This window comes from Kribbella sp. NPDC050124 (assembly GCF_044460355.1).
GTDB lineage: Bacteria > Actinomycetota > Actinomycetes > Propionibacteriales > Kribbellaceae > Kribbella.
The window spans coordinates 228,833-253,552 of the sequence record NZ_JBITJU010000012.1 but is presented as its reverse complement, the minus strand read 5'-3'; the positions used below and the strand labels follow the sequence as shown (position 1 = coordinate 253,552).

Below are 24,720 nucleotides of genomic sequence, written 5' to 3'. Positions count from 1 at the left end.
GCGAGAAAGGAAACAGATATCGCGATTCCGGGCCTGACCGCAACCTACTTGCAGGTTTATGCAGCGAGGCGGGATTGGGCCAGGCGGGTGTGGAGGGCGAGCATGCGGTCTACGCAGGTCTGCCAGTCGTAGAGTTCGGCTCGGCGGCGGGCGGCGGGGCGGCGGCCGGGGAGTTGCGCCAGGGCGAGGGTGGCGTCGGCGAGGTCGGACGGGTTCGCCGGGGCCCAGCGGCCGCAGGATTCGTCGACGAGTTCGCGGGCGCCGCCGGTGTTGGCGGTGACGACCGGGGTGCCGGAGGCCAGGGCTTCCAGGACGGCCAGGCCGAAGGTTTCGCCGGGGCAGACGGACAGGGCGAGGTCGGCTTCGGCCAGGTGACGGGCGAGGGTACGGCGGCCGTCGACGTACCCGTGGAAGGTGACGGGGGCCGAGCCTGCGATCGCGATCAGCTCGTCGAGGTGTGGGCCGGAGCCGTAGACGTCCATTCGCATCCGAATGCCCCGGCGGTGGAGCTCAGCGGCGGTGGCGACGGCCAGGTGCGGGCTCTTCTCGCGGGACAGGCGGCCCGCGTGGACCAGCTTGAGTACGCCGTCATCCGCCGGCTCGGCCAATGACGGGTGGAAGGTGTCCAGGTCGACGCCGAGCGGGATCCGGACCAGCGGTGTGGTCACCTCGTCGAACTCGGCCGCCGCGTAGCGGGACGTCACCACGACAGCGTCGTACGTGCGGCTGAGCAGCTTGTAGAGGGCGCCGACTCCGGCGGCAACGCCGAGCTGGCGGCCGGTGCGGAGTGAGAGCATCGCGTCCAGGCGCTCGTGGCTGAACAGGATCGCGCCGATGTCGTTCTTGCGCGCCCAGCGGGCCACCGGCAACAACGTCGACTTGTCCGAGATCTCCACCGTGGTGGGCCGGAAGCGCTCGAGGATCTCGATGACGCGCCACGGGTCGGTGATCAGCCGGTAGCCGCCGCCGACCTTCGGCGCCTTCATCCGGATCACGGTGCCGGCCTCGGTCTCGATCACGGTGTCGCGTTCGCCGGGGGTGATCACGATCCGTTCGGCGCCGGCGTCGGCGTACCCCTGGCCGAGGTGCTCGATCGCGGTCCGCATCCCACCGGAGGTCGGTCCGACGAAGTTGGCCAGCTGGGCGATGCGCAGTTGCGTCATGCGGCCCGCCGTACGGCCGCCGCCTCGCGGAGGACCTCGGTGTAGTGCCGGTCCACAAGGTCGTCGACCACCGCCGGCCAGGTCCGGCTCTGCACCCGTTCCAGGCCGTTGGCAGCCATCCGGCCGCGGGCGGTGGGGTGGTCGAGCAGGGTCTTGACCGCGTTCCGTAGCGAGCCCGGCTGGCCGGGCTCGAACAGCAGGCCGTTGGCACCCGGACGGATCAGGTCGAGTGGACCGCCCGCCGCCGGGCCGACTGTTGCGACCCCGGAGGCCTGTGCCTCCTGGATGGTTTGGCAGAAGGTTTCGTGCTCGCCGGTGTGCACGAACACGTCCAGCCCGGCGAAGATCGACGCCAGGTCGGCGCCGCGGCGCATCCCGAGGAACGTTGCGTTGGGCAAGGAGTGCTCCAGGGCGGCGCGGTCCGGACCGTCGCCGACGACCACGATCCGGCAGTCCAGGTCGGTCAGCTCGGCGAGCCGCCGTACCTTCTTCTCCGCGGCCAGCCGGCCGACGTACCCGACGATCGGCTTGCCGTCCGGAGAGATCTCCCGGCGCCACGCCTCGTCGCGGTGGCTGGGATCGAAGAGGTCGAGGTTCACGCCGCGGCCCCACAGGTGCACCCGCGGTACGCCGCCCTGCACGAGCTGCTGCACCGACGCAGTGGACGGCGCCAGCGTGCGGTCGGCGCGGGAGTGCACCCGCCGTACCCAACGCCAGACCCCGCGGTCGGCGGCCGCGAACCAGGGGTACTGGCGGGCGAAGCCGGCGATGTCGGTCTGGAAGATCGCGACTGTCGGCAGGCCGAGCTTCCGCGCGCTGCGCAGGCCGTAGGCGCCGATGATGAACGGCGAGGCCAGGTGCACCAGGTCCGGCCGGAACTCGGCCATCGCCCGCTCGATCGAGGGATCGGGCAGCCCGACCGGAAACTCCTTGTACCCCGGGATCCCGAAGCTCCGCGCCCGCAGCACGGGCACGTCGCGGTAGGTGTCGGGACCGGGCCCGGCGGCAATGATCAGCAGCTCGTGCCCGCGGGCGAGCAGCCGGTCGGCGACATGGCGAACCGTGTTCGCCACGCCATTGATCTGCGGCAGGAAGGACTCAGCGACCATCACGATGCGCACGCTCCGAAGGTTCCCCAGCGTGCATGAACCCTCGGCGACACTCTCGTGACACCGCGTCGATTCCCTGTCGACGCGTACAGAGACGTGAAGTGTCCTTCAGGTTGCCACCAAGCGCCCGTTCGTTAGTGCCGTGCGAACACTGGGATTTCTGTCCGCCCACACCGATACCCTCGCGAGCGACACAACCGAGAACGGATCGAGGTCCCGACGTGCCCGTAGACCTGAGTGCCTCGCTGCCGGGAGATCTGCCGCCGGGCCGGTTGGTGAGGGTGGCCGACGGGCCGGAGCTGTTCTGGCTGAGCGACGCCTCGCCGGACCTCGACCTGTACCGCCGGCTGCTCGCGGCGCATCCCGGCAGCGGGCTGTGGCCGGTGATCACCGCGGCGGACCCCTGGATCGACGGGCTCGTGCCGGAATCCGTGGCTGACGCCGATGCGCTGGATCTTCTGACGGTGATGCGGGGCTTCTGGGCCGACGTACTCCCGGTCGAGGGTGAGGAGGAGCTGTTCGGCGAGGACGGCCTCGCGGACTTCGAGCCGTTCGGCCGGGAGTTCCCCGGTCTGGCCGCCGCCGGGACGCCGATGGCAGAGCCCCAGCAGGTCGCCGACTGGTTCGCCGGCGAACTCGACCTCGGCGCCGCGCCGCGTCTGATGCTCGCGCCTGCCGCCCGCGGCGCGGATGTGCCGGCAGTCGTCGGCTGGACTGGCCCGACCAATCACACGAACCAGGTCGCACCTCTGGTGACGATCCTGCGCAGTTGGGAGGACCGCTTCGGCGTACGACTCGTGGGCCTGGGCTTCGACACTCTCGAACTCAGCGTCGCCGCTCCGCCGACGACACCTGAACACGCGGTCCAGGTCGCGGCCGAGCACCTGATGTTCTGCCCGGACAACGTGGAGCAAGGACCAGGAAGTCTTCGTGAGTACGCCGCAGCGATCCTCGGGGTGAATTCCTGGTCCTTCTGGTGGGATTGATTCGTCAGGAACCTGGTGGAATGGCGAGGTAGGCCTTCAGGCTGCCGCAGTCTTGGCTCGCCGCCTGTTGGGCGGACTTGGACAGCGGAGTGGTCACAGTCTGCAGGGTGGGGATCGTCATGACGCCAAGCTCGGTCGCCGCCAGGGCCTGTTGTGGTTGTCCGTCGGGTGGTTGGTTCCAGTGGATGCAGACGATCCCGACGGTGATGTCCTCGGTGTTCAGATTTCGCACCTCGACGGCGGTGAACGGACCGAACTTCGTCGTCGGGCGCCGGTACCCGTTCATGGCCTGCGGATCGGCGACCTCGATCGGGATGACGTAGTTCACGGGGACCACGTCCCGAACCTTCACCCGGACGTCGGCCAGTCGGGCGACGTCGGCACCGCTGAAGGCGAGAACGTCGAAACCCTCTCCCTGGGACGAGACGACCACCTTGCCCCGATCCGTTCCGTAGGCCGTCCGCACGGTGATGCCCGGCACCGGTGCCCCGGTGCTGTCCAAAGGCGTGATCTCCAGGGTCGGGGCGGCGGCGGACGGGCCTTTGTTGAGGATCGTCAGAACCTGGTCCATGTACCCCGACGGCCCGTGCCGCTGATAACTGATGAACAGCTGGTCCGGCTTGGTGGTCATCGGGCGCTCCGGAGCCCTCGAGCAGCCGGTGATGCCAACGGCAATCGTGAGAAGTGCCAAGCTGCCCAGGATCAGGCGACGCATCGTCATCGGCTGAGGGTAGTGGTGACGGTCGCTGCGGGGTACCAGTTCTCGAAGTCTTTGTACTGGGCGGTGAACGTGGTGGTGCCGCGGGGCAGGGCGTACGTGGCGGTGAAGGTGCCTGCGGAGGTCAGCTCGGGGTTGCCGATCGAGCGGGGCGTCGAGCCCGCCGGAGTGGCGAAGAGCTGGAGGAACTGCTGGTTGGTGGAGCTGCCCGGGCGGGACATCGGCGAGGTCCAGGTGACGGTGACGTAGGCGGTCGACTTCTCCTTGCCCGAACCGGTCCGTGCCGTGACGTTGATGTCGGTGACCGGTGCCTTCGGAGTGTGGGATGGGCCGAACGAGTGCAGCAGCTGGACGTTCTGGTACGTGTCGTCGTACGTGATCGCCCACGCCCGGGTGCCGGCGGAGTTCAGCAGCAGCGTGCCCTTCCAGATCTCGTCGCTGCGCCGGAAGTCCACCGCGTACGTCGGGGTGGTGCTGCCCTTGGCGTAGAAGAGGACGTCGGCGTCGTTGGAGCCGGTGCTCGAACGAGCCACCGCGACCGTGGAGCCGTCGGCGGACCACGCCGCGTCGGCCGGGTAGACGCCGCTCGGGTAGGTGGTGGAATCGGCGAGGTCCGGCAGCTTGTACGAGTGGTGCTCGTACGGGTAGCCGGTCGTCTCGATGACCTCGGTCCCGTCGGGGCTGACCGTGTAGTCGATGAGATTCTCCCCGGTCTTCTCGCGTCGCCCGACGATCGCCGGTGTCGCGCCCGAGACGTCGATGACGTACGTCGTGACCGGCGAGATCCCGGTGTCCCCGGCGACCAGGAGGCCGTTGGCGGCGCCGGAGATGATCGGGTGGTAGTCGGGCCCGTCGGTGTAGACGATCGGGGTCGTTCCGGGCGCGGACCAGATCAGCAGGCCGGACTTGCCGGTGCCGCAGTCGAGGAAGGCGGCGACGACCTTGCCCCCGGTCGGTTCGGCGGCGTAGACGCAGGCGCCGGGTGGAGCGTCGTACGTTGCCGAGGGCACCAAAGTGTCCGCGTCCAGGGCGGTCACCCGATCGTAGTCGTGGGTGACGAGGAGCTGCTGACGGTCGGCGCTGAGGATCACGTCGGAGGCGCCGGTCACGGCCGCGACCTTGGTTTGCAGTACGCCGTCCAGATCGGTCACGACGAGCGGGAGTTCGCTCCCGGCGCCTTGGGCGAGATAGAGCCTGCCGCGGGCCTCGTCCAGCTCCATCGCGCGGAGATCCTGCACCGGCAGCTGGGTCCCGACGCTCTTCGCAAGCACCGGCTCGTCGGCCGAGCTGGGGTCGGCGATCACCACACCGACAGCGGACAGAGTGATCAGGGCGAGGCCACCGAGGGCCAGTCCACGCGCACGCATTCGAGTACTCCGGGGTTCGGCGGAAAGTCCTTCCCCCGAAGCCGGGTCAGCCTAGAAGGAATTCACCCGACGGCCAAATCGACCGGACGACTGTGTCGGAGCCCACGCGCCGCGTGCGCGATGTCACCCAGGCGGTGCATACCAGTGCGGGTGTGGTTCGGCCTACCGTTGGGGGATGAGTCGTCGGAGTGAGTCGGGGTTCGAGGTCGCGCCGGTGTACGGCCCGGAGGCGCTGGACGGGTTCGCGGCGGACGCGAAACTGGGGGAGCCCGGGCGGTTCCCGTTCACCCGCGGGGTCTACCCGACGATGTACACCGAGCGGCCCTGGACGATGCGTCAGTACGCCGGTTTCGGTACGGCGGCCGAGTCGAACCAGCGGTATCACCAGCTGATCGAGCACGGCACGATGGGCCTGTCGGTCGCGTTCGACCTGCCCACCCAGATGGGCTACGACTCCGACGCCCCGATCGCGCACGGCGAGGTCGGCAAGGTCGGGGTGGCGATCGACTCGATCGACGACATGCGGGTGCTGTTCGACCGGATCCCGCTGGACCAGGTGTCCACCTCGATGACGATCAACGCGCCCGGCTCGGTGCTCCTGCTGCTCTACCAATTGGTCGCCGAGGAACAGGGGGTCCCCGGCGACAAGCTCACCGGCACGATCCAGAACGACGTACTGAAGGAGTACATCGCCCGCGGCACCTACATCTACCCGCCGAAGGAGTCGCTGCGGCTGATCAGCGACATCTTCGCGTACTGCAAGGCGGAGCTGCCGCGCTGGAACACGATCTCGATCTCCGGCTACCACATGGCCGAGGCCGGAGCCACGCCCGCGCAGGAGATCGCGTTCACGCTGGCGGACGGGATCGAGTACGTCCGGGCCGCGGTCGAGTCCGGCCTGGACGTGGACGAGTTCGCACCCCGGTTGTCGTTCTTCTTCGTCGCCCGGACCACGTTGCTCGAAGAGGTCGCGAAGTTCCGCGCCGCCCGCCGGATCTGGGCCCGGGTGATGCGCGACGAGTTCGGCGCGAAGAACCCCAAGTCGATGATGCTGCGGTTCCACACCCAGACCGCCGGCGTCCAGCTCACCGCGCAGCAGCCCGAGGTCAACCTGGTCCGGGTGGCGATCCAGGGCCTGGCCGCCGTACTCGGTGGAACGCAGTCCCTGCACACCAACTCGTACGACGAAGCCATCGCGCTGCCCACCGAGAAGGCGGCCCGGCTCGCGCTGCGCACCCAGCAGGTGCTCGCCTACGAGACCGATGTGACCGCGACGGTCGACCCGTTCGCCGGTTCGTACGTCGTCGAGTCGCTCACCGACGAGGTGGAGGCAGCCGCGCTCGAGCTGATGGAGCAGGTCCAGGAGTACGGCGGCGCGGTCGCGGCGATCGAGAAGGGCTTCCAGAAGCAGGAGATCGAGCGGTCGGCGTACCACATCGCGCAGGAGATCGACTCGACCGAGCGCGTTGTGGTCGGGATGAACAAGTTCAAGATCGCCGAGGAAGAGCCGTACGAGCCGCTCCGGGTGGATCCGGCCATCGAGGCCCAGCAGGTCGAGCGGCTGGCCAAGCTCCGGGCCGAGCGGGACCAGGCGGGCGTGGACGAGGCGCTGGCCGAGCTCCAGGCGGCGGCTCGGGGGTCGGAGAACTGCCTCTACCCGATGAAGAAGGCGCTGCGGGCCCGGGCCACGGTGGGTGAGGTGTGCAACGCCCTGCGCGACGTGTGGGGCGTGTACGTGCCGGCCGACACCTTCTGATTCTCGCCCGGTCTGGACCGCTCGGCCGCTAGCGTTGGGCGACTGCCGGTCGAGAGAGGGCTGCCGATGCGTCGTGTCTACGGGGGTGTCACCGCGCTGCTGACCGCCGTACTGCTGGGCGGTTGCGGCGGTGGCGACGACACCGGCGGTCTCCCACCGCTCTCGCAGGAGTCCGGCACCCCGTCACAGAGTGTGACCACCATGTTCCCGGCCTTGTCCACGTCGACCGCTGCAGGGTCACGCCGGCCCGGGCAACCTGGCCCGCCCGTCCGGGGCGGAGATGGACCGGGTGACCGCGGAGTCGAAGGCCGGTAAGGCCTACCGCTGGTACAAGGTGGAATGCCAGGAAGGCGTGGACCCGAGCCTGACGGGCTACACCAGCCTCGGTGGCACGGCGTACGGCCAGCGGATCTGGCTCGCCTACCGGGCCTTCCTGCCCGGTCAGGTCCCGGAGCCGCTGATTGCGGTCGAGGACCTCGCCGAGACGCTGTGGGACGAGGCGCAGCAGCAGATCCTCGCGCCGACGCTGGACCGCAACCCGAAGATGACCGGGACCAACGCCGCGACCGTGGTGAACCTGCCGACCTGGTTCTGGGTGACCAACCCGGGCAACTCGCTGGCCGACGACGGCACGCTGACGCTGACCGCGTCGGTTCCAGGGACGCCGGTGAACATGACGCTGGTCGCGAGGTCGAGTGACGTGTCGATCACCTCGGTGGCCGGATCCAACACCTGCCCGGTCGCTCAGGCCAAGTACGCGTACGGCGCGGGCAAGTCCGACGCCAACGCCTGCACGGTGACCTTCGACCGGGCGAACGCGGGCTGGCCGGTGACCGCGACCGTCACCTGGACGGCCAACTGGACCGGTAACGACGGCACCGGCCCGCAGACCGGTACGGCGTCGCTGACCCGCTCCACCACGATCAACGTCCCGGTCGTCGAGGTCCAGGTCCCGAACCGCTGACCCTCAGTCCAGCAGGGCGCAGGACGCCAGCACCGTCATCCCGACGGCGATGGCGTCCTCGTCCGGGGTGAACCCGGGCGTGTGCAGGTCGGCTGCGTCCTCCACGTCGGGCGAGCGCACCCCGAGCCGGGCCATCGCGCCCGGAACGTGCTCCAGGTACCAGGCGAAGTCCTCGCCGCCGAGGCTCTGATCCGTCGGAGCCACCGCATCGGGCCCGACTGACAACTCGACCGCCCGCTGCAGGACGCCGATCGTGTCCGCGTCGTTCATCACCGGCGGCACGCCATGCGTGACCTCGGTGCTGACTTCCACGCCGTACGGCGCGATCAGCTGCCCGGCCAGCGTGGGAATCAAGTCGGCGGCCAGCTTCCAGGCGTTCACGTCCAGGCAGCGCAGCGTGCCCTCGGCCTCGCCGCGGGACGGGATCGCGTTCGCGGCCGAGCCTGCGGTGATCCGGCCCCAGACGAGTGACATCCCGGCCCGCGGGTCGACCCGGCGGGACAGGGCAGCCGGCATCTCGGTGACCAGGGTGGCGAGCGCGTAGACGAGGTCGCCGGTCAGGTGCGGCCGGGAGGTGTGGCCGCCGGCGCCGGTCAGCCGGACCAGGACCCGGTCGGAGGCGGCGGTCAGGGCGCCGACCCGGAGGCCGACCTGACCGACCGGGAGCCGCGGATCGCAGTGCAGGCCGTAGATCCGCCGTACCCCTTCCATCCCGCCGGCCGCGATCACGCCGAGCGCGCCGCCGGGCATGACCTCCTCGGCGGGCTGGAAGATCAGCCGGACCCGGTGGTTCAGCAGGCCGTCGGCCGCCATCTGGGCGAGGACCACGGCGGTGCCGAGCAGGACCGCGGTGTGGACGTCGTGACCGCAGGCGTGGGCCACACCCTCGTAGGTGGAACGACAGGGCGCGTCGCTACCGTCCGTGACCGGAAGCGCGTCGATGTCGGCCCGCAGGGCCACGCAGGTGTCGCCGGAACCGATGTCGCAGATCAGTCCGGTCCCGGTCGGCAGCACCTGCGGGGAAAGCCCGGCGTCCACCAGCCGCTGCCGGATCAGCTCGGTTGTCCGCACCTCGTGCCAGCCGAGTTCCGGGTGGGCGTGCAGATCGCGACGTACCGTCACGATCTCGTCCCGGACCGCGGCGACCCGGCTCTGCAGATCGCTGAGCAGCACCTGCTGCGAAATCGTCATTGCGCGATTCTCGCATTTGCACCGCGAGACGCCGGTCCCAGGCTCCGAGACCGGACCGATCCGGTCAGGCCCAGCTCACCCGGCGCGTTGGCAATCTGGCGGAGCGTCACGGCGGAAACTACGATTGAGTAACGAGCATTTCAGTCACGCATTGTCAGTGGCTGCGCGGTTTGCCCGGGTCTATGGTGTCGCTGCGAACGCCTGCACGGGGCGGTCTGGAACGAGGAGGCATCTTGCGGCACACGACGAAGCTGGTGGCACTTGCCGCCACCGTGGCGCTGGTGGTGGCGGGCTGCGCGAAGAAGGAAGAGACGGGCGCCGCCACGAGCGACGAGCTGTGCGCCGACAAGTCGGGGGCGGGACCCAAGGTCGGCCTGGCCTACGACATCGGCGGTCGCGGCGACAAGTCCTTCAACGACCTCGCTGCGGCGGGTGTCAAGAAGACGCTGGACGAGCTGGACGCCACCTGTGAGGAGTCCGAGGCCGCGCTCGACGAGCCCGACTCCGCGAAGGAAGAGCGGCTGCGCACGCTGGCCGAGGCCGGCTACAACCCGATCGTGGCGGTGGGCTTCGTCTACACCGAAGAGGTCAACAAGGTCTCCAAGGAGTACCCGGACATCAAGTTCGCGATCGTGGACGGCTTCGGTGAGGGGCCGAACATCACCAACCTGGTGTTCTCGGTCGAGCAGGGCTCGTTCCTGGTCGGTGTCGCCGCGGCGCTGAAGTCGAAGGCCAAGAAGGTCGGCTTCATCGGCGGTGTCCGGGGTCCGATCATCGACCCGTTCGCGGCCGGCTACCAGGCCGGGGTGAAGGCGGTCGACCCGAGCATCACGGTCGACATGAAGTGGCTGTCCGACAAGGCCGACGCGACCGCGTTCGCGAACCCGGCCGGTGGCAAGACCGCCGCCACCGCGCTGTACGACGCCGGTTCGGACGTCGTCTTCCACGCCGCCGGCCTGTCCGGTGGCGGCCTGTTCGACGTAGCCGCCACGAAGCCGGATGGCACCTGGGCGATCGGGGTCGACGCCGACCAGTACCAGACCGCGACCCCGGAGCAGCAGAAGCACATCCTGACGTCGTCGCTGAAGAAGGTCGACGTCGCGGTGTTCGACTTCGTGAAGGCGTTCAAGGACGGTACGGCGAAGGCCGGCTACGACCTGTACGACATCAAGCGGGACGGGGTCGGGTACGCCACCAGCGGCGGTTACCTCGACGACATCACCGCGCAGATCGACGAGTACAAGGCCAAGCTCGTGTCCGGTGAGCTGAAGGCGCCGTCGAAACTCTGACGACTGAAATCTCGGGCTCGGGCCGGCGACGCGGTAGCGTTCTGGCCCGAGCCCGAAGCTCGTCCGGCGACAACGGGGTCGCCGCGCAGATCTGGGAGCGTGCGACATCGACACCATGACTCAGACGATGGCCGTCCGGCTGAGGGGAATCGGCAAGAGTTTTCCCGGCGTGGTGGCCAATCACGACGTGGACATCGACGTACGTTCCGGCACCGTGCACGCCCTGGTGGGGGAGAACGGCGCCGGCAAGTCGACGTTGATGAAGATCCTGTACGGCGTGCAGAAGCCGGACGACGGGTCGATCGAGATCAACGGCGACCAGGTCGTCCTGCACTCACCGGCCGACGCCATCAAACAAGGTGTCGGCATGGTCTTCCAGCACTTCATGCTGGCCGACAACCTCACCGTGCTGGAGAACGTCGTCCTCGGCGCCGAGACGCTGTACGGCATCGGCGACAAGGCCCGGGCCAAGATCAAGGAGTTGTCCGACGCGTACGGTTTCGGCCTGTCGCCGGATCACCTGGTCGAGGACCTCGGTGTGGGCCAGCGGCAACGGATCGAGATCCTCAAGGTTCTGTACCGCGGCGCCAGGATCATCATCCTGGACGAGCCGACCGCCGTCTTGGTGCCGCAGGAGGTCGACGCGCTGTTCGGCAACCTGCGCGGGCTCAAGGCCGAGGGCTACACCCTGCTGTTCATCTCGCACAAGCTGGACGAGGTGCTCGCGGTCGCCGACGACATCACGGTGATGCGGCGCGGCACGACCGTCGCGTCGGTGCACCCGAAGGATGTCACCGCGCGGCAGTTGGCCGAGCTGATGGTGGGCGCCGAACTGCCGTCGCCGAGCACCGAGGAGTCGACCGTCACCGAGGACGTCCAGCTCACGATCGAGAACGTGACGCTGGCCGGCGCCGGCGAGCGGAGCCTGCTGGACGACGTGTCCCTGCGGATCCACCGCGGCGAGGTGCTCGGCGTCGCCGGGGTCGAGGGCAACGGTCAGACCGAGCTCGTCGAGCTGATCATGGGGATGCGTCCGGCCACGTCCGGGCGGGTCCTGCTCGGCGAGAAGGACATCACCGCGTGGAGCACCGCGGAGCGCCGCAACGCCGGCCTCGGGTACATCCCGGAGGACCGCCACCGGCATGGCCTGCTGCTGGACTTCCCGCTGTGGGAGAACCGGATCCTCGGTCACCAGGACCGGTCGCCGAGCGTGCGCGGACCGTGGATCAACCGGACCGGGGCCCGGAAGGACAGCGAGCGCATCGTCGAGAAATTCGACGTCCGGACGCCGTCGATCGAGACCACCGCCCGGGCGCTGTCCGGCGGTAACCAGCAGAAGTTCATCGTCGGCCGTGAGATGAGCGGCGACCCGGTGCTGCTGATCGCGTCCCACCCCACCCGGGGTGTTGACGTCGGCGCCCAGGCCGCGATCTGGGACCACATCCGGGAGGCCCGGCGGCAGGGACTGGCGGTGCTGCTGATCTCCGCCGACCTGGACGAGCTGATCGGCCTGTCGGACCAGATCCAGGTCATCCTGCGCGGCAAGCTGGTCGGCGAGTTCGACCCTGACACGGTCACCCCGGAGCAGCTCGGCTCCGCGATGACCGGTGCCGGAGAAGAGGAGTGATGGGCAAGCTCGACCTGCGCCGGATCGGCCTGGCGCTCGCCGCGCCGGTGCTCGCGATCGCCGTCGCCCTGGTGATCACCTGTTTGGTCCTGGTGGCGGCCGGGAGCTCGGTCTCCGGCTTCCTCAGCACGATCTTCTCGGCACCGGCCGAGCGCAACGTCATCAACATCCTGAACAACGCCTCGATCCTCTACCTGTCCGGCCTGGCGGCCGCGATCGGGTTCCGGATGAACCTGTTCAACATCGGGGTCGAGGGGCAGTACCGGGTGGCCGTGTTCACCGCGGCCGTGTTCGCCGCCCAGGGCTGGCTGCCCGGGCCGCTCAACGTGATCGTCGCGATCCTGCTGGCGATGCTGGTCGGCGCCGCCTGGGCCTCGATCGCCGGTCTGCTGAAGGTCACCCGCGGCGTCAGCGAGGTGATCTCGACGATCATGCTGAACGCGATCGCCGCCTCGCTCACGGCGTACCTGTTGCGCCAGGTCGGTGTCACCACCGGCAGCAACCTGGCCACCGAGGAGCTCCCGCGGGACAGCTGGGTGCCCGGCATCCCGCTGTTGCCCGGGGCCCCGAACGAGTTGCTCGGCCTGTCGCTGGTGGCCGTGCTCGCCGGCATCGGGTACGCCGTCCTGCTGAACCGGTCGAAGTTCGGCTTCAACCTCCGGGCCACCGGCACGTCGGCCAGCGCGGCCGTTGCCAGCGGCATCGACGTACGGCGGATGGTGGTCGTCTCGCTGATGATCTCCGGCGCCGTCGCCGGCCTGATCGGATTGCCACTGCTGTTCGGCAGCTCGCACAGCTACGGCACCACGTTCCAGGCCGGGATCGGCTTCGCCGGGATCGCGGTCGCACTGCTCGGCCGGAACAACCCGATCGGTATCGCGTTCGGCGCGTTGCTGTTCTCCTACCTGACCGAGCAGAGCAACCTGCTCGAGATCAACGCCCGGGTGTCGCCGGACATCGTGGCGATCAGCCAGGGCGTGATCGTGCTCGCCGTCGTCATCGCCTACGAGGTGGTCCGCCGGTACCGCAACGCGCTGGAGCAACGGCAGGTGGCAGCGGAACTCAGTAGCTCGGCCCCGTCCGAGGCGACCCCGGAGGCGACCCGATGACGATGGCACCCGAAGAGCTCCGGCCGGCCGGAGCTCCGTCCGAGGCACTCGTGCCGCGGCGCCGGATCAGCATCTGGATCTGGCTGCTCATCGGTCTGGCGCTGATCTCCGCGGTCCGGGTGCTGACCGGGGCGAACGAGGTGGACTCGGCCGGCACCATGCGCGAGGCGGTCAACGCCACGGTCCCGATCGCCCTGGCCGCGCTGGCCGGTCTGTGGTCCGAGCGGGCCGGCGTGGTCAACATCGGTCTCGAGGGCATGATGATCCTCGGCACCATCGGCGCCGGGTACTTCGGCTACTGGTACGGCCCGTGGACCGGCGTCGTCGGCGCGATGATCTTCGGCCTGCTCGGTGCCGCGCTGCACGCGCTGGCGACAGTGACCTTCGGGGTCGACCACATCGTGTCCGGTGTGGCGATCAACATCATCGCGGTCGGCGTCGCCGCCTTCCTGGCCGACACCTGGTTCTCCGGGCTGCAGGGTGGCGGTCCGACCCAGTCGCCACCGATCGACGCGCCGCTGTCGATCACGATTCCCGGCGTCTCGGAGGCGATGATCGACCTCCAGAACAAGCACTGGTTCATCGTCTCCGACCTTGCCTCGCTGGTGGCCGCGGTGACCACGGAGCTGTCCACCATGACGATCCTCGCGGTCGTGTTCATCGTCGGCAGTGCGCTGCTGTTGTGGCGTACGGCGTTCGGCCTGCGACTGCGGTCCTGTGGTGAGAGCCCGGTCGCGGCCGAGACCCTGGGCGTCAACGTCTACCGCTACAAGTTCATCGCCGTCCTGACCTCCGGTGCGATCGCCGGCGCGGGCGGCGCGTTCATCGCGCTGGTCTCGTCCGGGATCTACCAGAACGGGCAGACCGGTGGCCGGGGCTACATCGGCCTGGCCGCGATGATCTTCGGCAACTGGCGCCCGGGCGGCCTGGTGATGGGGTCGGCGCTGTTCGGCTACACCGACGCGCTCCAGCTCCGGGCGGGTGGCGAGGCGGTGCACGCGCTGCTGATCATCGTCGCGATCATCCTGATCGGCGTCGCCGTGCTGCAGTACCGCCGGGGGCTCAAGCTCGCCGCGGCCACCTCGCTGGTGCTCGCGGTCGCGTTCGCGATCTGGTTCTTCACCACCGACGCGGTCCCGGCCGACTTCACCCGGATGACGCCGTACGTGACGACTCTGCTGGTGCTCGCGCTGGCGACCCAGCGGCTCCGGATGCCGGCTGCCGACGGGCTCCGATATCGACGCGGTCAGGCAGGTTAGCGCTGTGCCGGGCGAAGCTTCGACCGTCGACTGGCCGGCTCTGCGGTCGGCGGCGGTCGAGGCGATGGGCCGGGCGTACGCGCCGTACTCGCACTTCCCGGTCGGCGCCGCGGCGCTCGTCGACGACGGCCGGGTGGTGACCGGCTGCAACGTCGAGAACGCGTCGTACGGGTTGGGGCTGTGCGCCGAGTGCGGGCTGGTCTCGGAGCTGATGAACACCGGTGGCGGCCGCCTGGTCGCGTTCACCTGCGTGAACGGGCACGGCGAGCTGCTGGCCCCGTGCGGCCGGTGCCGTCAGCTGCTGCACGAGCACGGCGGTCCCGCACTGTTGCTCGAGACAACAAAGGGGATCCGGCCGCTGCGCGAGCTGCTCCCGGACGCGTTCGGGCCGGAGGCCCTGGAGGAGGAGAAGTGAGCTTCGACGCTGTCGACGTGATCCGCGCCAAGCGGGACCGCGGTGAGCTGAGCGACGGCCAGATCGACTGGGTGATCGACGCCTACACCCGCGGCGACGTCGCCGACGAGCAGATGTCCGCGCTGGCGATGGCGATCCTGCTGAACGGGATGAACCGCCGCGAGATCGCCCGCTGGACCGCGGCGATGATCGCGTCCGGCGAGCGGATGGACTTCGCCCGGCTGTCCCGGCCGACCGCCGACAAGCACTCGACCGGTGGTGTGGGCGACAAGATCACGTTGCCGCTGGCGCCGGTGGTGGCGGCTTGCGGGGTCGCCGTACCGCAGTTGTCCGGGCGCGGTCTCGGCCACACCGGCGGGACGCTGGACAAGCTGGAGTCAATCCCGGGGTGGTGTGCCGCGCTGTCCAACGAGGAGCTGATGCGCCAGCTGGAGGAGGTCGGCGCGGTCATCTGCGCGGCCGGTGACGGGCTGGCGCCGGCCGACAAGAAGCTCTACGCGCTGCGGGACGTGACCGGCACGGTCGAGGCGATCCCGCTGATCGCCAGCTCGATCATGAGCAAGAAGATCGCCGAGGGCACCGGCGCCCTGGTGCTGGACGTGAAGGTCGGCTCCGGCGCCTTCATGAAGGAGCTCGCCGACGCCCGCGAGCTGGCCGAGACGATGGTTGCGCTCGGCACCGACGCGGGAGTGAAGACGGTTGCCCTGCTCACCGACATGTCCGTCCCGCTCGGCTTGACCGCCGGCAACGCCCTGGAGGTCCGCGAGTCGGTCGAGGTGCTGGCCGGCGGCGGTCCGGCCGACGTCGTCGAGCTCACCGTCGCGCTGGCCACCGAGATGCTCGCGGCCGCGGGCGTCACGGACGTGGACCCGCACGAGAAGCTTCGCGACGGTACGGCGATGGACGTCTGGCGCACCATGATCGCGGCCCAGGGCGGCGACCCGGCGGCGGAACTCCCGGTCGCGCCCGAGCAGCACGTCGTACCGGCGCCGTCGTCGGGAGTCCTGTCGAAGCTCGACGCGCTGGCCGTCGGCGTCGCCGCCTGGCGCCTCGGCGCGGGACGGGCCCGGAAGGAGGATCCGGTGTCCGCCGTCGCGGGCGTCGAGTTGCACGCCAAGCCCGGCGACCAGGTCACCGAAGGCCAGCCGCTCCTCACCCTCCACACCGACGACCCGGCTCGGTTCGACCGCGCCCTCGAGTCCCTGACCGACGCGGTCGAGGTCTCCACGTCGTACGAACCGGCCCCGCTGATCATCGACCGCATCACCGCCTGACGCCGGGCGTCAGCGCTGTGCACCCGCCGGGCTGGGTGACGTCTAGCTGGACTTGGCGGTCAGGCGGGACTTCTGCTGGGCCGCCAGCGTGGTGAGGAGGGCCGTGTCGGGACGCGGGTTGGTGCCCAGGGCACCGGTTTGGCGGACGGTCAGCTCGGCGACGAGCGCTCCGACCACGATGCTGACCTGGGCGACCGCCTCGGACTGACCGGTGCCGCCGTCGAAATCGACCCGCGCGTCACTCAGAGCATTCGGTACGCCGAACGGGCGCTCGTGCGTGTCCTGGCTCCAGAAACCCTGCTGCAGCGTCTTCGCCTTCGCCGGTGACGCCGCCCGGAACAGTTGCACGGTGAACTGCTTCTTCTTGTCCGGGCTCAGCCGGCTCGCGCGGTACCCCTCGACGAACCCGGCGTTGAGCAGCAGCGCCCGGTCCAGCGCCGGGTCGGCCGACCAGCTCTCCAGGAACACGGTCGAGGTGAACGCACCACTGGCGCTGCGCGGATCGGCGACGTACCCGCGGGGCAGCACAGCCAGTCCGGCGAGCGTGGTCTTCGCGGTCTCGTCCCGCACCGCTGCCGGAGCTTTGGTTGCCGAGGGCGTCTGTAGCGTGCCGACCGCTCCGGCGTCGTTTCCGCAGCCGGTCAGCCCGAGCAGGAGCGCGATCACTACAGCGGCAACGCCTGGCGCAGTCCGCTTCACGGTTGTCTCCGTCCGACTTCTCGCCCCGAGATCATCAGAAGGCTTTCGGGCGAGATGCCATCAGACCAAGGTGAACTCCGGGCGAACGGACTGCGAATCAGCGGGAGCGCGCCTCCGTGAGAAGCGCCTCGATCCGGCGCCGGGCCGCCTTCGGGTGCAGGGGTTCACAGCCCGCGTCCAGGCAGCGGCGGACCACCTGCGGGTCGTCACGGAGCAGCAGCAGACCGCGGCGTAGCAGCGTGAGCGGTGGCTTCCGGTGCTCTCGCAGGTCGCGCTGGAACCGCCGGACGAAGGTGACGAGCCGATGGTGCCGGACGCAGATCGCGGCGGCGAGCAGCCCGCGGTCCCGCAGCGCTCCGACGATCTGGTCGGCGAAGATGCCCTCGGCAATGATCAGCGGGGATCCCGCGCTGGAAACCGGTCGGTGCCCGACCGTCCCGTCGGCCGCGATGTCGTAGATGGGGAGGTCGGCGACACCCGCCGTACACAGGGTCTCCAGGGCTGCGACGGCCCGCTCGCCGTCCCACGACCGCGGGTCGTCCCAGTCCACGATTCCGAGTGGTGAGCGCGGCATCGCCTCGTCGTCGCCGTCGCGGTAGAAGTCGTCCAGGCGTACGACGGGCAGCCCGACCAACTCGGCCAGATGCGACTTCCCCGTCCCCGAAGGCCCCGCCAGCAACACCACACGCGCACTCACCGGCTCATTGTGTACCGAAGAACAGGAGGTAGTGCCTTCGGGAGGCTAGCCAGCGACCCCGACAGGCGGCGCCAAGGCATATACGTGCACGCCTACGTCCTGTTGTCCGGTCCGCGGTAACAGCCGAGCCTCTCCGCGCGATAACCGACCAGAGCCACCTCCGAGGAGCCGATGTGCCGAAGCTGAAACTGGGCGCCCTGGTGTACGCCTTCGTCGCGATCTGTCTGGGGTTGTCGTCCGTGGCCGTGCTCCAGCACTGGGGTGCGTACGGCGGAGTGCACGGCTGGCCTATTCCCGCGACGGCGGTCGTGGATGCGCTGTCGGCGCTGTTGCTGGCCGTAGGTGCGGTGACTCGCTGGGGGATCATCGCCGATGACGGTCCCTGGATCTGCCGGAACGGCTGGCTGGTCCTGGGCGGACTGACTGTCGCGGGGATCGTGGTGGCGGCGCTCAGCGGCCAAGACATGCCGATTTGGCCGACCGGGCCAGCCGTCTTCTTGCCGCATTTCGTGCGAAGGCTGCAGGAGAAGTACTACGAAGGGATCGCCGAGGCCGAGTTGGAGATCACTGCAGGGCGTGACGGAGGGCGGTCGCCTGGGTCTTGAACCAGTGGTTGGTGCGGTCGGTCAGGGCTGCTTCGCCGGTGGTCCAGCGTTGGTGGAACCACGGGTGGCCGGTTTCGGAGCCGCGGCGGACGTAGTCCATGCACCAGACGTGGTTGCGGGCGGTGGCGTCGATCAGGCGAGCGCGGTCGGCCTCGTCCAGGCCGTATGCATCGGCGAAGCGCCGGAGGCGTGTCAGTGTGCGGCCTCGTCGTACGTCGGCGATGTCGGCCTCGGGTCGCAGGGGTGCCCACAGCCGGACGGCGGTGGCCACGTCCCACAGCGCGGAGCCAGGCCCGGCCAGGTCGAAGTCGATCAGGGCAATCGCCACCCCGTCCCGGAACACCACGTTGTCCAGGTTCGGATCGTTGTGACTGACGAGATCCTCGACGTACTCCGCCGGCACCGGCTCGGCCCAGTCCAGGCCAGACGGCGCGAAACCCGCGACCGCGTGGTGGTACTCGCGAAGCAGTCGGGCCACGCTGTCGAGTGCCGCATCGGTCATCGACCAGGCCGGGTACGGCTGAGTCACCGTCTCGCCCGGCAGGTAGGACAGCACCTCGCGTTGCTGGGAATCCACCCCCAGGAAGGTCGGCGCACCGGTGAAGCCCACGCTCTCCAGGTGCTCGAGCAGCGCGTGCGTGGCGGTGCTGCTCGCGCGCAGGGGCCGCCGTACGGTGTCGCCCACGCGCACCACGAGCCCACGGTTGGCGGTACCGCCGAGCAGGAGGGTCTCGACCTCGGACATCGGGCGTCAGTGTGTCTCGTCCAGCAGCGCTTTCGCCAGGGGTGAGTGGGTAACGATCCCGTTGACCAGGCCGCTGCGGATCGCGGCCCGGACCGCGTCGACCTTCGCCAGGCCGTACGGGATCGCGATCACCTCGTCGATGGCATTCATCTGCTCGGCGTTGATCGCGACCACCCGGTCGGTCACCCGGCTGTGCACCGGCTGCCCGTCCGCGTCCACGAACACCCCGGAGATGTCCGCGACCACGCCCCGCTTCAGCAGTTGGTCACAGGCCTTCTCGTCCATCGCGTCGTACAGGGTCGACTGGCCGGCCGCCCAGGACCCGAGCCCGACCACGGCCTTGGTCACCGAGTCGAAGTGGCTGATCGCCTCGGCCACCTCCGGCTGCTGCCGCAACGCCCGCGCGGTGGCGGCGTCCGGCACCACGAGCGGCGCGTAGAAGAGGTACGCCGGTCCGCCGGAGAGCCGGGCCGTGTGCCGCACGAGCTCCACCGAGTTCGCCTCGACGTCCGGCCGGGTGAGTGCACCGGTGAGTTGTACGACGGGAACCCGCGCGAGCGTCGTCAGTTGTTCGGTCATCGCGGTGACCGCGCGGGCCCAGGCGAGCCCCAGGACATCCTCGGCGGTGACGATCTCGGAGAGCAGGTCCGCGGCCGCCTTGCCGAGCTGGAGCCGGAGCGCGGCCGGGTCCTCCTCGGGGGTGTCGACCACGATTGCGCGGCGCAGGCCCAGCGTCTCCTGCAGCCGGGCGGACAGGTCGATGTCGATCGCCCCCGGGTGGCTGATCTCGATCCGCACCAGGCCGCTGTTGCGCGCCTGGTCCAGCAGCCGGGCCACCTTGAACCGGCTCAGCCGGAACTCGTCGGCGATCTCCACCTTCGACCGCCCGTCGACGTAGTAGCGGCGCGCGATCGACGCCGTCAGCACCAGCTGAGCCGGTCCGAAGGTGCTGCTCGACTCCATGAAGCCTCCCCGCCTCTGCAGCCCGCTCATATGAGCATGTCTGCGCCCTAGTGTTGCACAGACCCTTGACAGGTCAAGGCCCTTCCCGGTTCACTTCTGGAGTGAGCAGCCTCCTGCTCAAATGAGCATCCCCTCGACAGCGAAGGAGCGGCTCGTGCGGAAACGGCTGATGGTGGTCGCGATCGCATTCCTGGTGAGTGCGGTCAGCGGCTGTGCCGGGTGGGGCGGCGGTGCGGGCGGCGGCGGGGCCGACAGCATCAACGTGCTGATGGTGAACAACCCGCAGATGGTCGACCTGCAGAAACTGACCGCCGACCACTTCACCAAAGAGACCGGGATCAAGGTCAACTTCACCGTGCTGCCGGAGAACGACGTCCGGGACAAGATCAGCCAGGAGTTCTCCAGCCAGGCCGGCCAGTACGACGTGGCCTCGCTGAGCAACTTCGAGATCCCGATCTACGCGACCAGCAAGTGGATCGCGCCGCTCTCGGACTACATCGCGAACGACCCGTCCTTCGACCAGGACGACGTGCTGAAGCCGATGACCGAGTCGCTGTCCGGTGAGGACGGCAAGATCTACGGCGAACCGTTCTACGGCGAGTCGTCGTTCCTGATGTACCGCAAGGACGTGCTGGCCTCGAAGGGCCTCACGATGCCGGCCAAGCCGACCTGGCAGGAGGTCGCGGACATCGCGGCCAAGGTGGACAACGCCCAGCCCGGGATGCGCGGGATCTGCCTGCGCGGCCAGCCCGGTTGGGGCCAGCTGTTCGCGCCGTTGACCACCGTGGTGAACACCTTCGGCGGCACCTGGTTCACCGAGGACTGGCAGGCGAAGGTGGACGCGCCGGAGTTCAAGGAGGCGACCAACTTCTACGTCGACCTGGTCCGGGCGCACGGCGAGCTCGGCGCACCGCAGGCCGGGTTCACCGAATGCCTGAACAACACCATCCAGAGCAACGTCGCGATGTGGTACGACGCCACCTCGGCAGCCGGATCACTCGAGGCGCCGAACTCACCGGTCAAGGGCAAGATGGGCTACGCCCCCGCGCCGGTGGTGAAGACCGACAGCTCGGGCTGGCTGTACGCGTGGGCCTGGGGCATCCAGGAGGCCAGCAAGAAGAAGGACAACGCCTGGAAGTTCATCTCCTGGGCGTCCGGCAAGGACTACGAGCAGCTCGTCGGCGAGCAGCTCGGCTGGTCCCGCGTCCCGGCCGGCAAGCGGGCGTCGACGTACCAGAACGCGCAGTACGTCAAGGAGGCCGGTGCCTTCGCGGAGCCGACTCGGCAGGCGATCGAGACCGCCGACCCGCGCAACCCGGGCACCCAGCCGCGGCCGGCGATCGGGATCCAGTTCGTCGACATCCCGGAGTTCCCGGATCTCGGCACCCAGGTCAGCCAGGACGTGAGCTCGGCGATCGCCGGGCGGATGAGTGTGGACGAAGCGCTGGATCGCGGGCAGGAGCTCGCCGACGACGTCGCCGAGCGCTATCGCTCGCGCGAAGCGAAGTGAGGGGAGCTGGTCATGTCAGTCGAGACGAAGACCCGGCCCGGTCGTGACGCCGCGGCGCCGCCCGGCTCCGAAGGCACGATGATGCGCAAGGCCGGCGACTGGGCCCGGCGGGCGCCGCTGATGCCCGCGCTGGTGTTCATGATCATCGTGACCCAGCTGCCGTTCGTGGTCACGATCATCGTGTCCTTCATGGACTGGAACGCCTACTACCCCGACGAGCGCGGGTTCGCCGGCGTCGACAACTTCCGCCGGGTGCTGACCGACGCGAACACCCGGCACGCGATCTGGGTGACGATCGTGCTGACCGCGGGTGTCGTGCTGATCAGCCTGGTGCTCGGGCTCGCGATCGCGTTGCTGCTGGACCGGAAGTTCCGCGGTCGCGGCGCGGTCCGGACGATGATGATCACGCCGTTCCTCGTCGTACCGGTGGCCGCGGCGCTGCTGTGGAAGCACGCGCTCTACAACCCGACTTACGGGCTGTTCAACGGGGTGCTGAAGTGGCTGTTCGGGGAGAACGCGCCGCAGCCGGACTGGATCAGCAACCAGCCGTTGTGGTCGATCATCTTCGCGCTGGTCTGGCAGTGGACGCCGTTCATGATGCTGATCCTGCTGGCCGGGCTGCAGAGCCGTCCGCTGGACGTGATCGAGGCCGCCGGGATCGACGGCGCGAACCAGTGGGAGATCTTCCGCTACATGACGCTGCCGCACCTGCGCCAGTACCTGGAGCTGTCCGCATTGCTCGGCTCGATCTACGTCGTACAGAACTTCGACGCCGTCTTCACCATCACCTCCGGCGGCCTCGGTACGGCGAACCTGCCCTACACGATCTACCAGACCTTCTACACCGCGCACGACTACGGCCGGGCCTCCGCGGCCGGCGTGATCGTGGTGATCGGCACCATCGTGATCGCGACGCTCGCGCTGCGGTCGGTGTCCACGCTGTTCCGAGAGGAGACCGGGCGATGAGCGGCCAGGTGACTATGGTCAAGGGACATCAGCGTCGCGGTGGCGGGTGGGCGCTGAGCGGGCTGGCCTGGATCGTCGGGATCCTGTTCGTGCTGCCGGTGCTGTGGATGCTGCTGACGTCGTTCCACTCCGAGGAGGACGCGGCGAAGAACCCGCCGGACCTCGCGGCGCCACTGACGCTGGACGGCTACCGGTCGTTCTTCGACACCGGACCTTGGCCGTCGCTGCTCAACTCGCTGACCGCGAGCATCCTGTCCACGGTGCTGGTGATCCTGCTCGCGTTCCCGGCGGCGTACGCGTTGTCGATCCGGCCGGTGCGCAAGTGGACCGACGTGCTGTTCTTCTTCCTGTCCACCAAGATGCTGCCGGTGGTGGCCGGCCTGCTGCCGATCTACCTGTTCGCCCAGTCGGTCAACTTCCTGGACAACATCTGGCTGCTGATCATCCTCTACACCTCGATGAACCTGCCGATCGCGGTCTGGATGCTGCGCAGCTTCCTGTCCGAGGTGCCGGTGGAGATCCTCGAAGCCGCGTCGGTCGACGGCGCCAACCTGACCCGGACGCTGCGGTCGGTGGTCGCGCCCGTGGTGACGCCGGGGATCGCGTCGGCGGCGCTGATCTGCTTCATCTTCAGCTGGAACGAGTTGCTGTTCGCCCGGGTGCTGACCGGCACGGTGGCGCAGACGGCGCCGGTGTTCTTGACTGGGTTCGTGACCAGTCAAGGATTGTTCCTCGCCAAAGTCTGTGCCGCGTCCATCGTGGTGTCGCTGCCGGTGCTGATCGCCGGGTTCGCCGCCCAGGACAAGCTCGTCCAGGGCCTGTCGCTGGGGGCGGTCAAGTGACCCTGCTGACCACGGACGCTTTAGGTGCTCTCGGCAACGAGGTGGCGGTGCCGGGCTACGATCGTACGGCGGTCCGCCCGGGCATCGTGCACTTCGGGGTCGGCGGTTTCCACCGGGCCCACCAGGCGATGTACCTCGACCGGCTGATGACCGACGGCAAGGCGCTGGACTGGGGCATCGTCGGCGTCGGCGTGCTCCCGCACGACCGGCGGATGTACGACGTCCTGTCGGCCCAGGACCACCTGTACACGCTGGTGATCAAGCACCCGGACGGGACGCTCGAGCCCCGGGTGATCGGGTCGATCGTCGGCTACCTGTTCGCGCCGGACGACCAATCCGCCGTGCTCGATCGGCTCGTCGACCCGGCGACCCGGATCGTCTCGCTGACGATCACCGAGGGCGGGTACCACGTCAACCAGGTGACCGGGGAGCTGGACACCTCCGACCCGGCGCTCGCCGCCGACCTGGAGCCGGGGGCGATCCCAGGGAGCGCGTTCGGCTTCATCGTCGAGGCGCTGGCGCGGCGGCGGGCGGCGGGGGTACCGCCGTTCACGGTGATGTCGTGCGACAACATCCCTGGGAACGGGCACGTGGCGCGCAAGATGCTGGCTTCGTTTGCCCGATTGAAGGATCCCGAGATCGCCGAGTTCCTCGAGACCGAGGTGCGGTTCCCGAACTGCATGGTGGACCGGATCACGCCGGTTACCGCGGACGCCGATCGGGAGGCGCTGGCGCAGCGGTTCGGGATCGAGGACGGCTGGCCGGTGGTGTGCGAGCCGTTCACGCAGTGGGTGCTCGAGGACGACTTCGGTGGCGACCGGCCGCCGTACGAGGATGTCGGCGTCCAGATCGTCGACGACGTCGAGCCGTACGAGCTGATGAAGCTGCGGCTGCTGAACGCGAGCCACCAGGCGCTCTGCTACCTCGGGTATCTGGCCGGCTACCGCTACGCGCACGAGGTGTGCCAGGACAAGCTGTTCGTCGACTTCCTGCTCGGCTACATGGACGTCGAAGGTACGCCGACCCTGCCGCCGGTGCCCGGGGTCGACCTCGACCGCTACAAGCACCAGCTGATCGAGCGGTTCGCGAACCCGGAGGTGCGGGACACGCTGGCGCGGCTGTGTGCGGAGAGCTCCGACCGGATCCCGAAGTGGCTGCTGCCCGTCGTCCGGGAGCAGTTGGCGGCCGACCGCGAGATCGAGCGGTCGGTGCTGGTCGTGGCCTCCTGGGCCCGGTACGCCGAGGCCGTCGACGAGCAGGGGCAGCCGATCGAGGTGGTCGACCGGCTGCGCGACAAGCTGATCGAACGGGCCCAGCACAACCACGAGGACCCGCTGGTCTTCATCTCCGATCCGGACCTGTTCGGCGAGCTGGCGTCCGACGACCGATTCGTCTCGCAGTACACCGCGGCGCTGAAGTCTCTGCACGAGTACGGCGCCCGCGCGACTCTCGAGGCACGCAGCTGA

The 24,720-nt window shown here is 69.1% G+C and carries 23 protein-coding genes; 14 read left to right on the top strand and 9 right to left on the bottom strand.

What is annotated here, in order from left to right:
* Positions 1-56: 56 nt before the first annotated feature.
* Together ACIBL3_RS26935 and ACIBL3_RS26930 are read right to left on the bottom strand one after the other, a co-directional pair.
* Positions 57-1,163 (bottom strand): glycosyltransferase, encoded by a 1,107-nt coding sequence (locus ACIBL3_RS26935; RefSeq protein ID WP_396356358.1) that lies wholly within the window; start codon positions 1,161-1,163, stop codon positions 57-59.
* Positions 1,160-2,284 carry a glycosyltransferase family 4 protein gene (locus tag ACIBL3_RS26930; protein WP_396356357.1) on the bottom strand — a complete coding sequence of 375 codons (1,125 nt, stop codon included), beginning with the start codon at positions 2,282-2,284 and terminating at the stop codon, positions 1,160-1,162. Before ACIBL3_RS26930 ends, ACIBL3_RS26935 begins: the two co-directional genes overlap by 4 nt.
* A gap of 209 nt (positions 2,285-2,493) precedes the next feature.
* On the opposite strand from ACIBL3_RS26930, the gene ACIBL3_RS26925 reads away from it, so the two are divergent.
* Positions 2,494-3,258, top strand: coding sequence for a DUF4253 domain-containing protein (locus ACIBL3_RS26925; protein ID WP_396356356.1), 765 nt, complete (start codon positions 2,494-2,496; stop codon positions 3,256-3,258).
* 4 nt (positions 3,259-3,262) lie between these two features.
* Here ACIBL3_RS26925 and ACIBL3_RS26920 read toward each other — a convergent pair whose 3' ends face one another.
* Together ACIBL3_RS26920 and ACIBL3_RS26915 are read right to left on the bottom strand one after the other, a co-directional pair.
* Complete coding sequence (locus ACIBL3_RS26920; RefSeq protein ID WP_396356355.1) at positions 3,263-3,979, bottom strand: hypothetical protein; 717 nt, start codon at positions 3,977-3,979, stop codon at positions 3,263-3,265.
* Positions 3,976-5,343 carry a hypothetical protein gene (locus ACIBL3_RS26915; protein WP_396356353.1) on the bottom strand — a complete coding sequence of 456 codons (1,368 nt, stop codon included), beginning with the start codon at positions 5,341-5,343 and terminating at the stop codon, positions 3,976-3,978. The genes ACIBL3_RS26920 and ACIBL3_RS26915 overlap by 4 nt, the downstream gene beginning before the upstream one ends.
* Before the next feature lie 175 nt (positions 5,344-5,518).
* Here ACIBL3_RS26915 and ACIBL3_RS26910 point away from each other — a divergent pair, with 175 nt between their 5' ends.
* Positions 5,519-7,099, top strand: coding sequence for a methylmalonyl-CoA mutase (locus ACIBL3_RS26910; protein ID WP_396356352.1), 1,581 nt, complete (start codon positions 5,519-5,521; stop codon positions 7,097-7,099).
* Positions 7,100-7,388: 289 nt separating this feature from the next.
* Entirely contained in the window at positions 7,389-8,063 is a 675-nt protein-coding gene (locus tag ACIBL3_RS26905; RefSeq protein ID WP_396356351.1) for a hypothetical protein, read from the top strand.
* Between the two features lie 3 nt (positions 8,064-8,066).
* Here ACIBL3_RS26905 and ACIBL3_RS26900 read toward each other — a convergent pair whose 3' ends face one another.
* Positions 8,067-9,254, bottom strand: a complete 1,188-nt coding sequence (locus tag ACIBL3_RS26900; RefSeq protein WP_396356350.1) for an amidohydrolase — start codon at positions 9,252-9,254, stop codon at positions 8,067-8,069.
* A gap of 233 nt (positions 9,255-9,487) precedes the next feature.
* Between ACIBL3_RS26900 and ACIBL3_RS26895 the strand changes: the two genes are divergently transcribed.
* The 6 genes from ACIBL3_RS26895 (at position 9,488) to ACIBL3_RS26870 (ending at position 16,227) form a co-directional block, all read left to right on the top strand.
* Positions 9,488-10,543: a BMP family protein gene (locus tag ACIBL3_RS26895; RefSeq protein WP_396356349.1), complete on the top strand. Its 1,056-nt coding sequence runs from the start codon at positions 9,488-9,490 to the stop codon at positions 10,541-10,543.
* Between the two features lie 115 nt (positions 10,544-10,658).
* The gene (locus tag ACIBL3_RS26890; RefSeq protein WP_396356348.1) at positions 10,659-12,170 is read left to right on the top strand and encodes an ABC transporter ATP-binding protein; all 1,512 of its coding nucleotides are present in this window, start codon (positions 10,659-10,661) and stop codon (positions 12,168-12,170) included.
* Positions 12,170-13,279 carry an ABC transporter permease gene (locus ACIBL3_RS26885; protein WP_396356347.1) on the top strand — a complete coding sequence of 370 codons (1,110 nt, stop codon included), beginning with the start codon at positions 12,170-12,172 and terminating at the stop codon, positions 13,277-13,279. Before ACIBL3_RS26890 ends, ACIBL3_RS26885 begins: the two co-directional genes overlap by 1 nt.
* Positions 13,276-14,538, top strand: coding sequence for an ABC transporter permease (locus ACIBL3_RS26880; RefSeq protein WP_396356346.1), 1,263 nt, complete (start codon positions 13,276-13,278; stop codon positions 14,536-14,538). Before ACIBL3_RS26885 ends, ACIBL3_RS26880 begins: the two co-directional genes overlap by 4 nt.
* Positions 14,539-14,542: 4 nt before the next feature.
* Positions 14,543-14,953, top strand: coding sequence for a cytidine deaminase (locus tag ACIBL3_RS26875; protein WP_396356345.1), 411 nt, complete (start codon positions 14,543-14,545; stop codon positions 14,951-14,953).
* Positions 14,950-16,227, top strand: a complete 1,278-nt coding sequence (locus tag ACIBL3_RS26870; protein WP_396356344.1) for a thymidine phosphorylase — start codon at positions 14,950-14,952, stop codon at positions 16,225-16,227. Before ACIBL3_RS26875 ends, ACIBL3_RS26870 begins: the two co-directional genes overlap by 4 nt.
* Before the next feature lie 42 nt (positions 16,228-16,269).
* Here the strand turns inward: ACIBL3_RS26870 and ACIBL3_RS26865 are convergent, their stop codons facing one another.
* Both ACIBL3_RS26865 and ACIBL3_RS26860 read right to left on the bottom strand, forming a co-directional pair.
* Positions 16,270-16,926, bottom strand: a complete 657-nt coding sequence (locus ACIBL3_RS26865; RefSeq protein ID WP_396356343.1) for a hypothetical protein — start codon at positions 16,924-16,926, stop codon at positions 16,270-16,272.
* Positions 16,927-17,023: 97 nt separating this feature from the next.
* The gene (locus ACIBL3_RS26860; protein ID WP_396356342.1) at positions 17,024-17,623 is read right to left on the bottom strand and encodes an ATP-binding protein; all 600 of its coding nucleotides are present in this window, start codon (positions 17,621-17,623) and stop codon (positions 17,024-17,026) included.
* Between the two features lie 173 nt (positions 17,624-17,796).
* On the opposite strand from ACIBL3_RS26860, the gene ACIBL3_RS26855 reads away from it, so the two are divergent.
* Complete coding sequence (locus ACIBL3_RS26855; RefSeq protein WP_396356341.1) at positions 17,797-18,228, top strand: hypothetical protein; 432 nt, start codon at positions 17,797-17,799, stop codon at positions 18,226-18,228.
* On the opposite strand, the gene ACIBL3_RS26850 is transcribed toward ACIBL3_RS26855, so the two are convergent.
* Both ACIBL3_RS26850 and ACIBL3_RS26845 read right to left on the bottom strand, forming a co-directional pair.
* On the bottom strand, positions 18,188-18,973 hold the full coding sequence (locus ACIBL3_RS26850; RefSeq protein WP_396356340.1) for a phosphotransferase: 786 nt from the start codon (positions 18,971-18,973) through the stop codon (positions 18,188-18,190). The two genes, ACIBL3_RS26855 and ACIBL3_RS26850, sit on opposite strands and share 41 nt — an antisense overlap.
* A 6-nt stretch (positions 18,974-18,979) precedes the next feature.
* Complete coding sequence (locus tag ACIBL3_RS26845; RefSeq protein ID WP_396356339.1) at positions 18,980-19,936, bottom strand: sugar-binding transcriptional regulator; 957 nt, start codon at positions 19,934-19,936, stop codon at positions 18,980-18,982.
* A gap of 154 nt (positions 19,937-20,090) precedes the next feature.
* On the opposite strand from ACIBL3_RS26845, the gene ACIBL3_RS26840 reads away from it, so the two are divergent.
* Genes ACIBL3_RS26840 through ACIBL3_RS26825 form a run of 4 tightly spaced genes read left to right on the top strand, consistent with a single transcriptional unit; the run spans position 20,091 to position 24,720 of the window.
* A complete protein-coding gene (locus tag ACIBL3_RS26840; RefSeq protein WP_396356338.1) occupies positions 20,091-21,446 on the top strand; it encodes an ABC transporter substrate-binding protein in 1,356 nt (451 codons plus the stop codon).
* A gap of 12 nt (positions 21,447-21,458) precedes the next feature.
* Entirely contained in the window at positions 21,459-22,412 is a 954-nt protein-coding gene (locus ACIBL3_RS26835; RefSeq protein ID WP_396356337.1) for a carbohydrate ABC transporter permease, read from the top strand.
* Positions 22,409-23,254 (top strand): carbohydrate ABC transporter permease, encoded by an 846-nt coding sequence (locus tag ACIBL3_RS26830; RefSeq protein ID WP_396356336.1) that lies wholly within the window; start codon positions 22,409-22,411, stop codon positions 23,252-23,254. The genes ACIBL3_RS26835 and ACIBL3_RS26830 overlap by 4 nt, the downstream gene beginning before the upstream one ends.
* 47 nt (positions 23,255-23,301) lie before the next feature.
* Positions 23,302-24,720 carry a mannitol dehydrogenase family protein gene (locus ACIBL3_RS26825; RefSeq protein WP_396356335.1) on the top strand — a complete coding sequence of 473 codons (1,419 nt, stop codon included), beginning with the start codon at positions 23,302-23,304 and terminating at the stop codon, positions 24,718-24,720.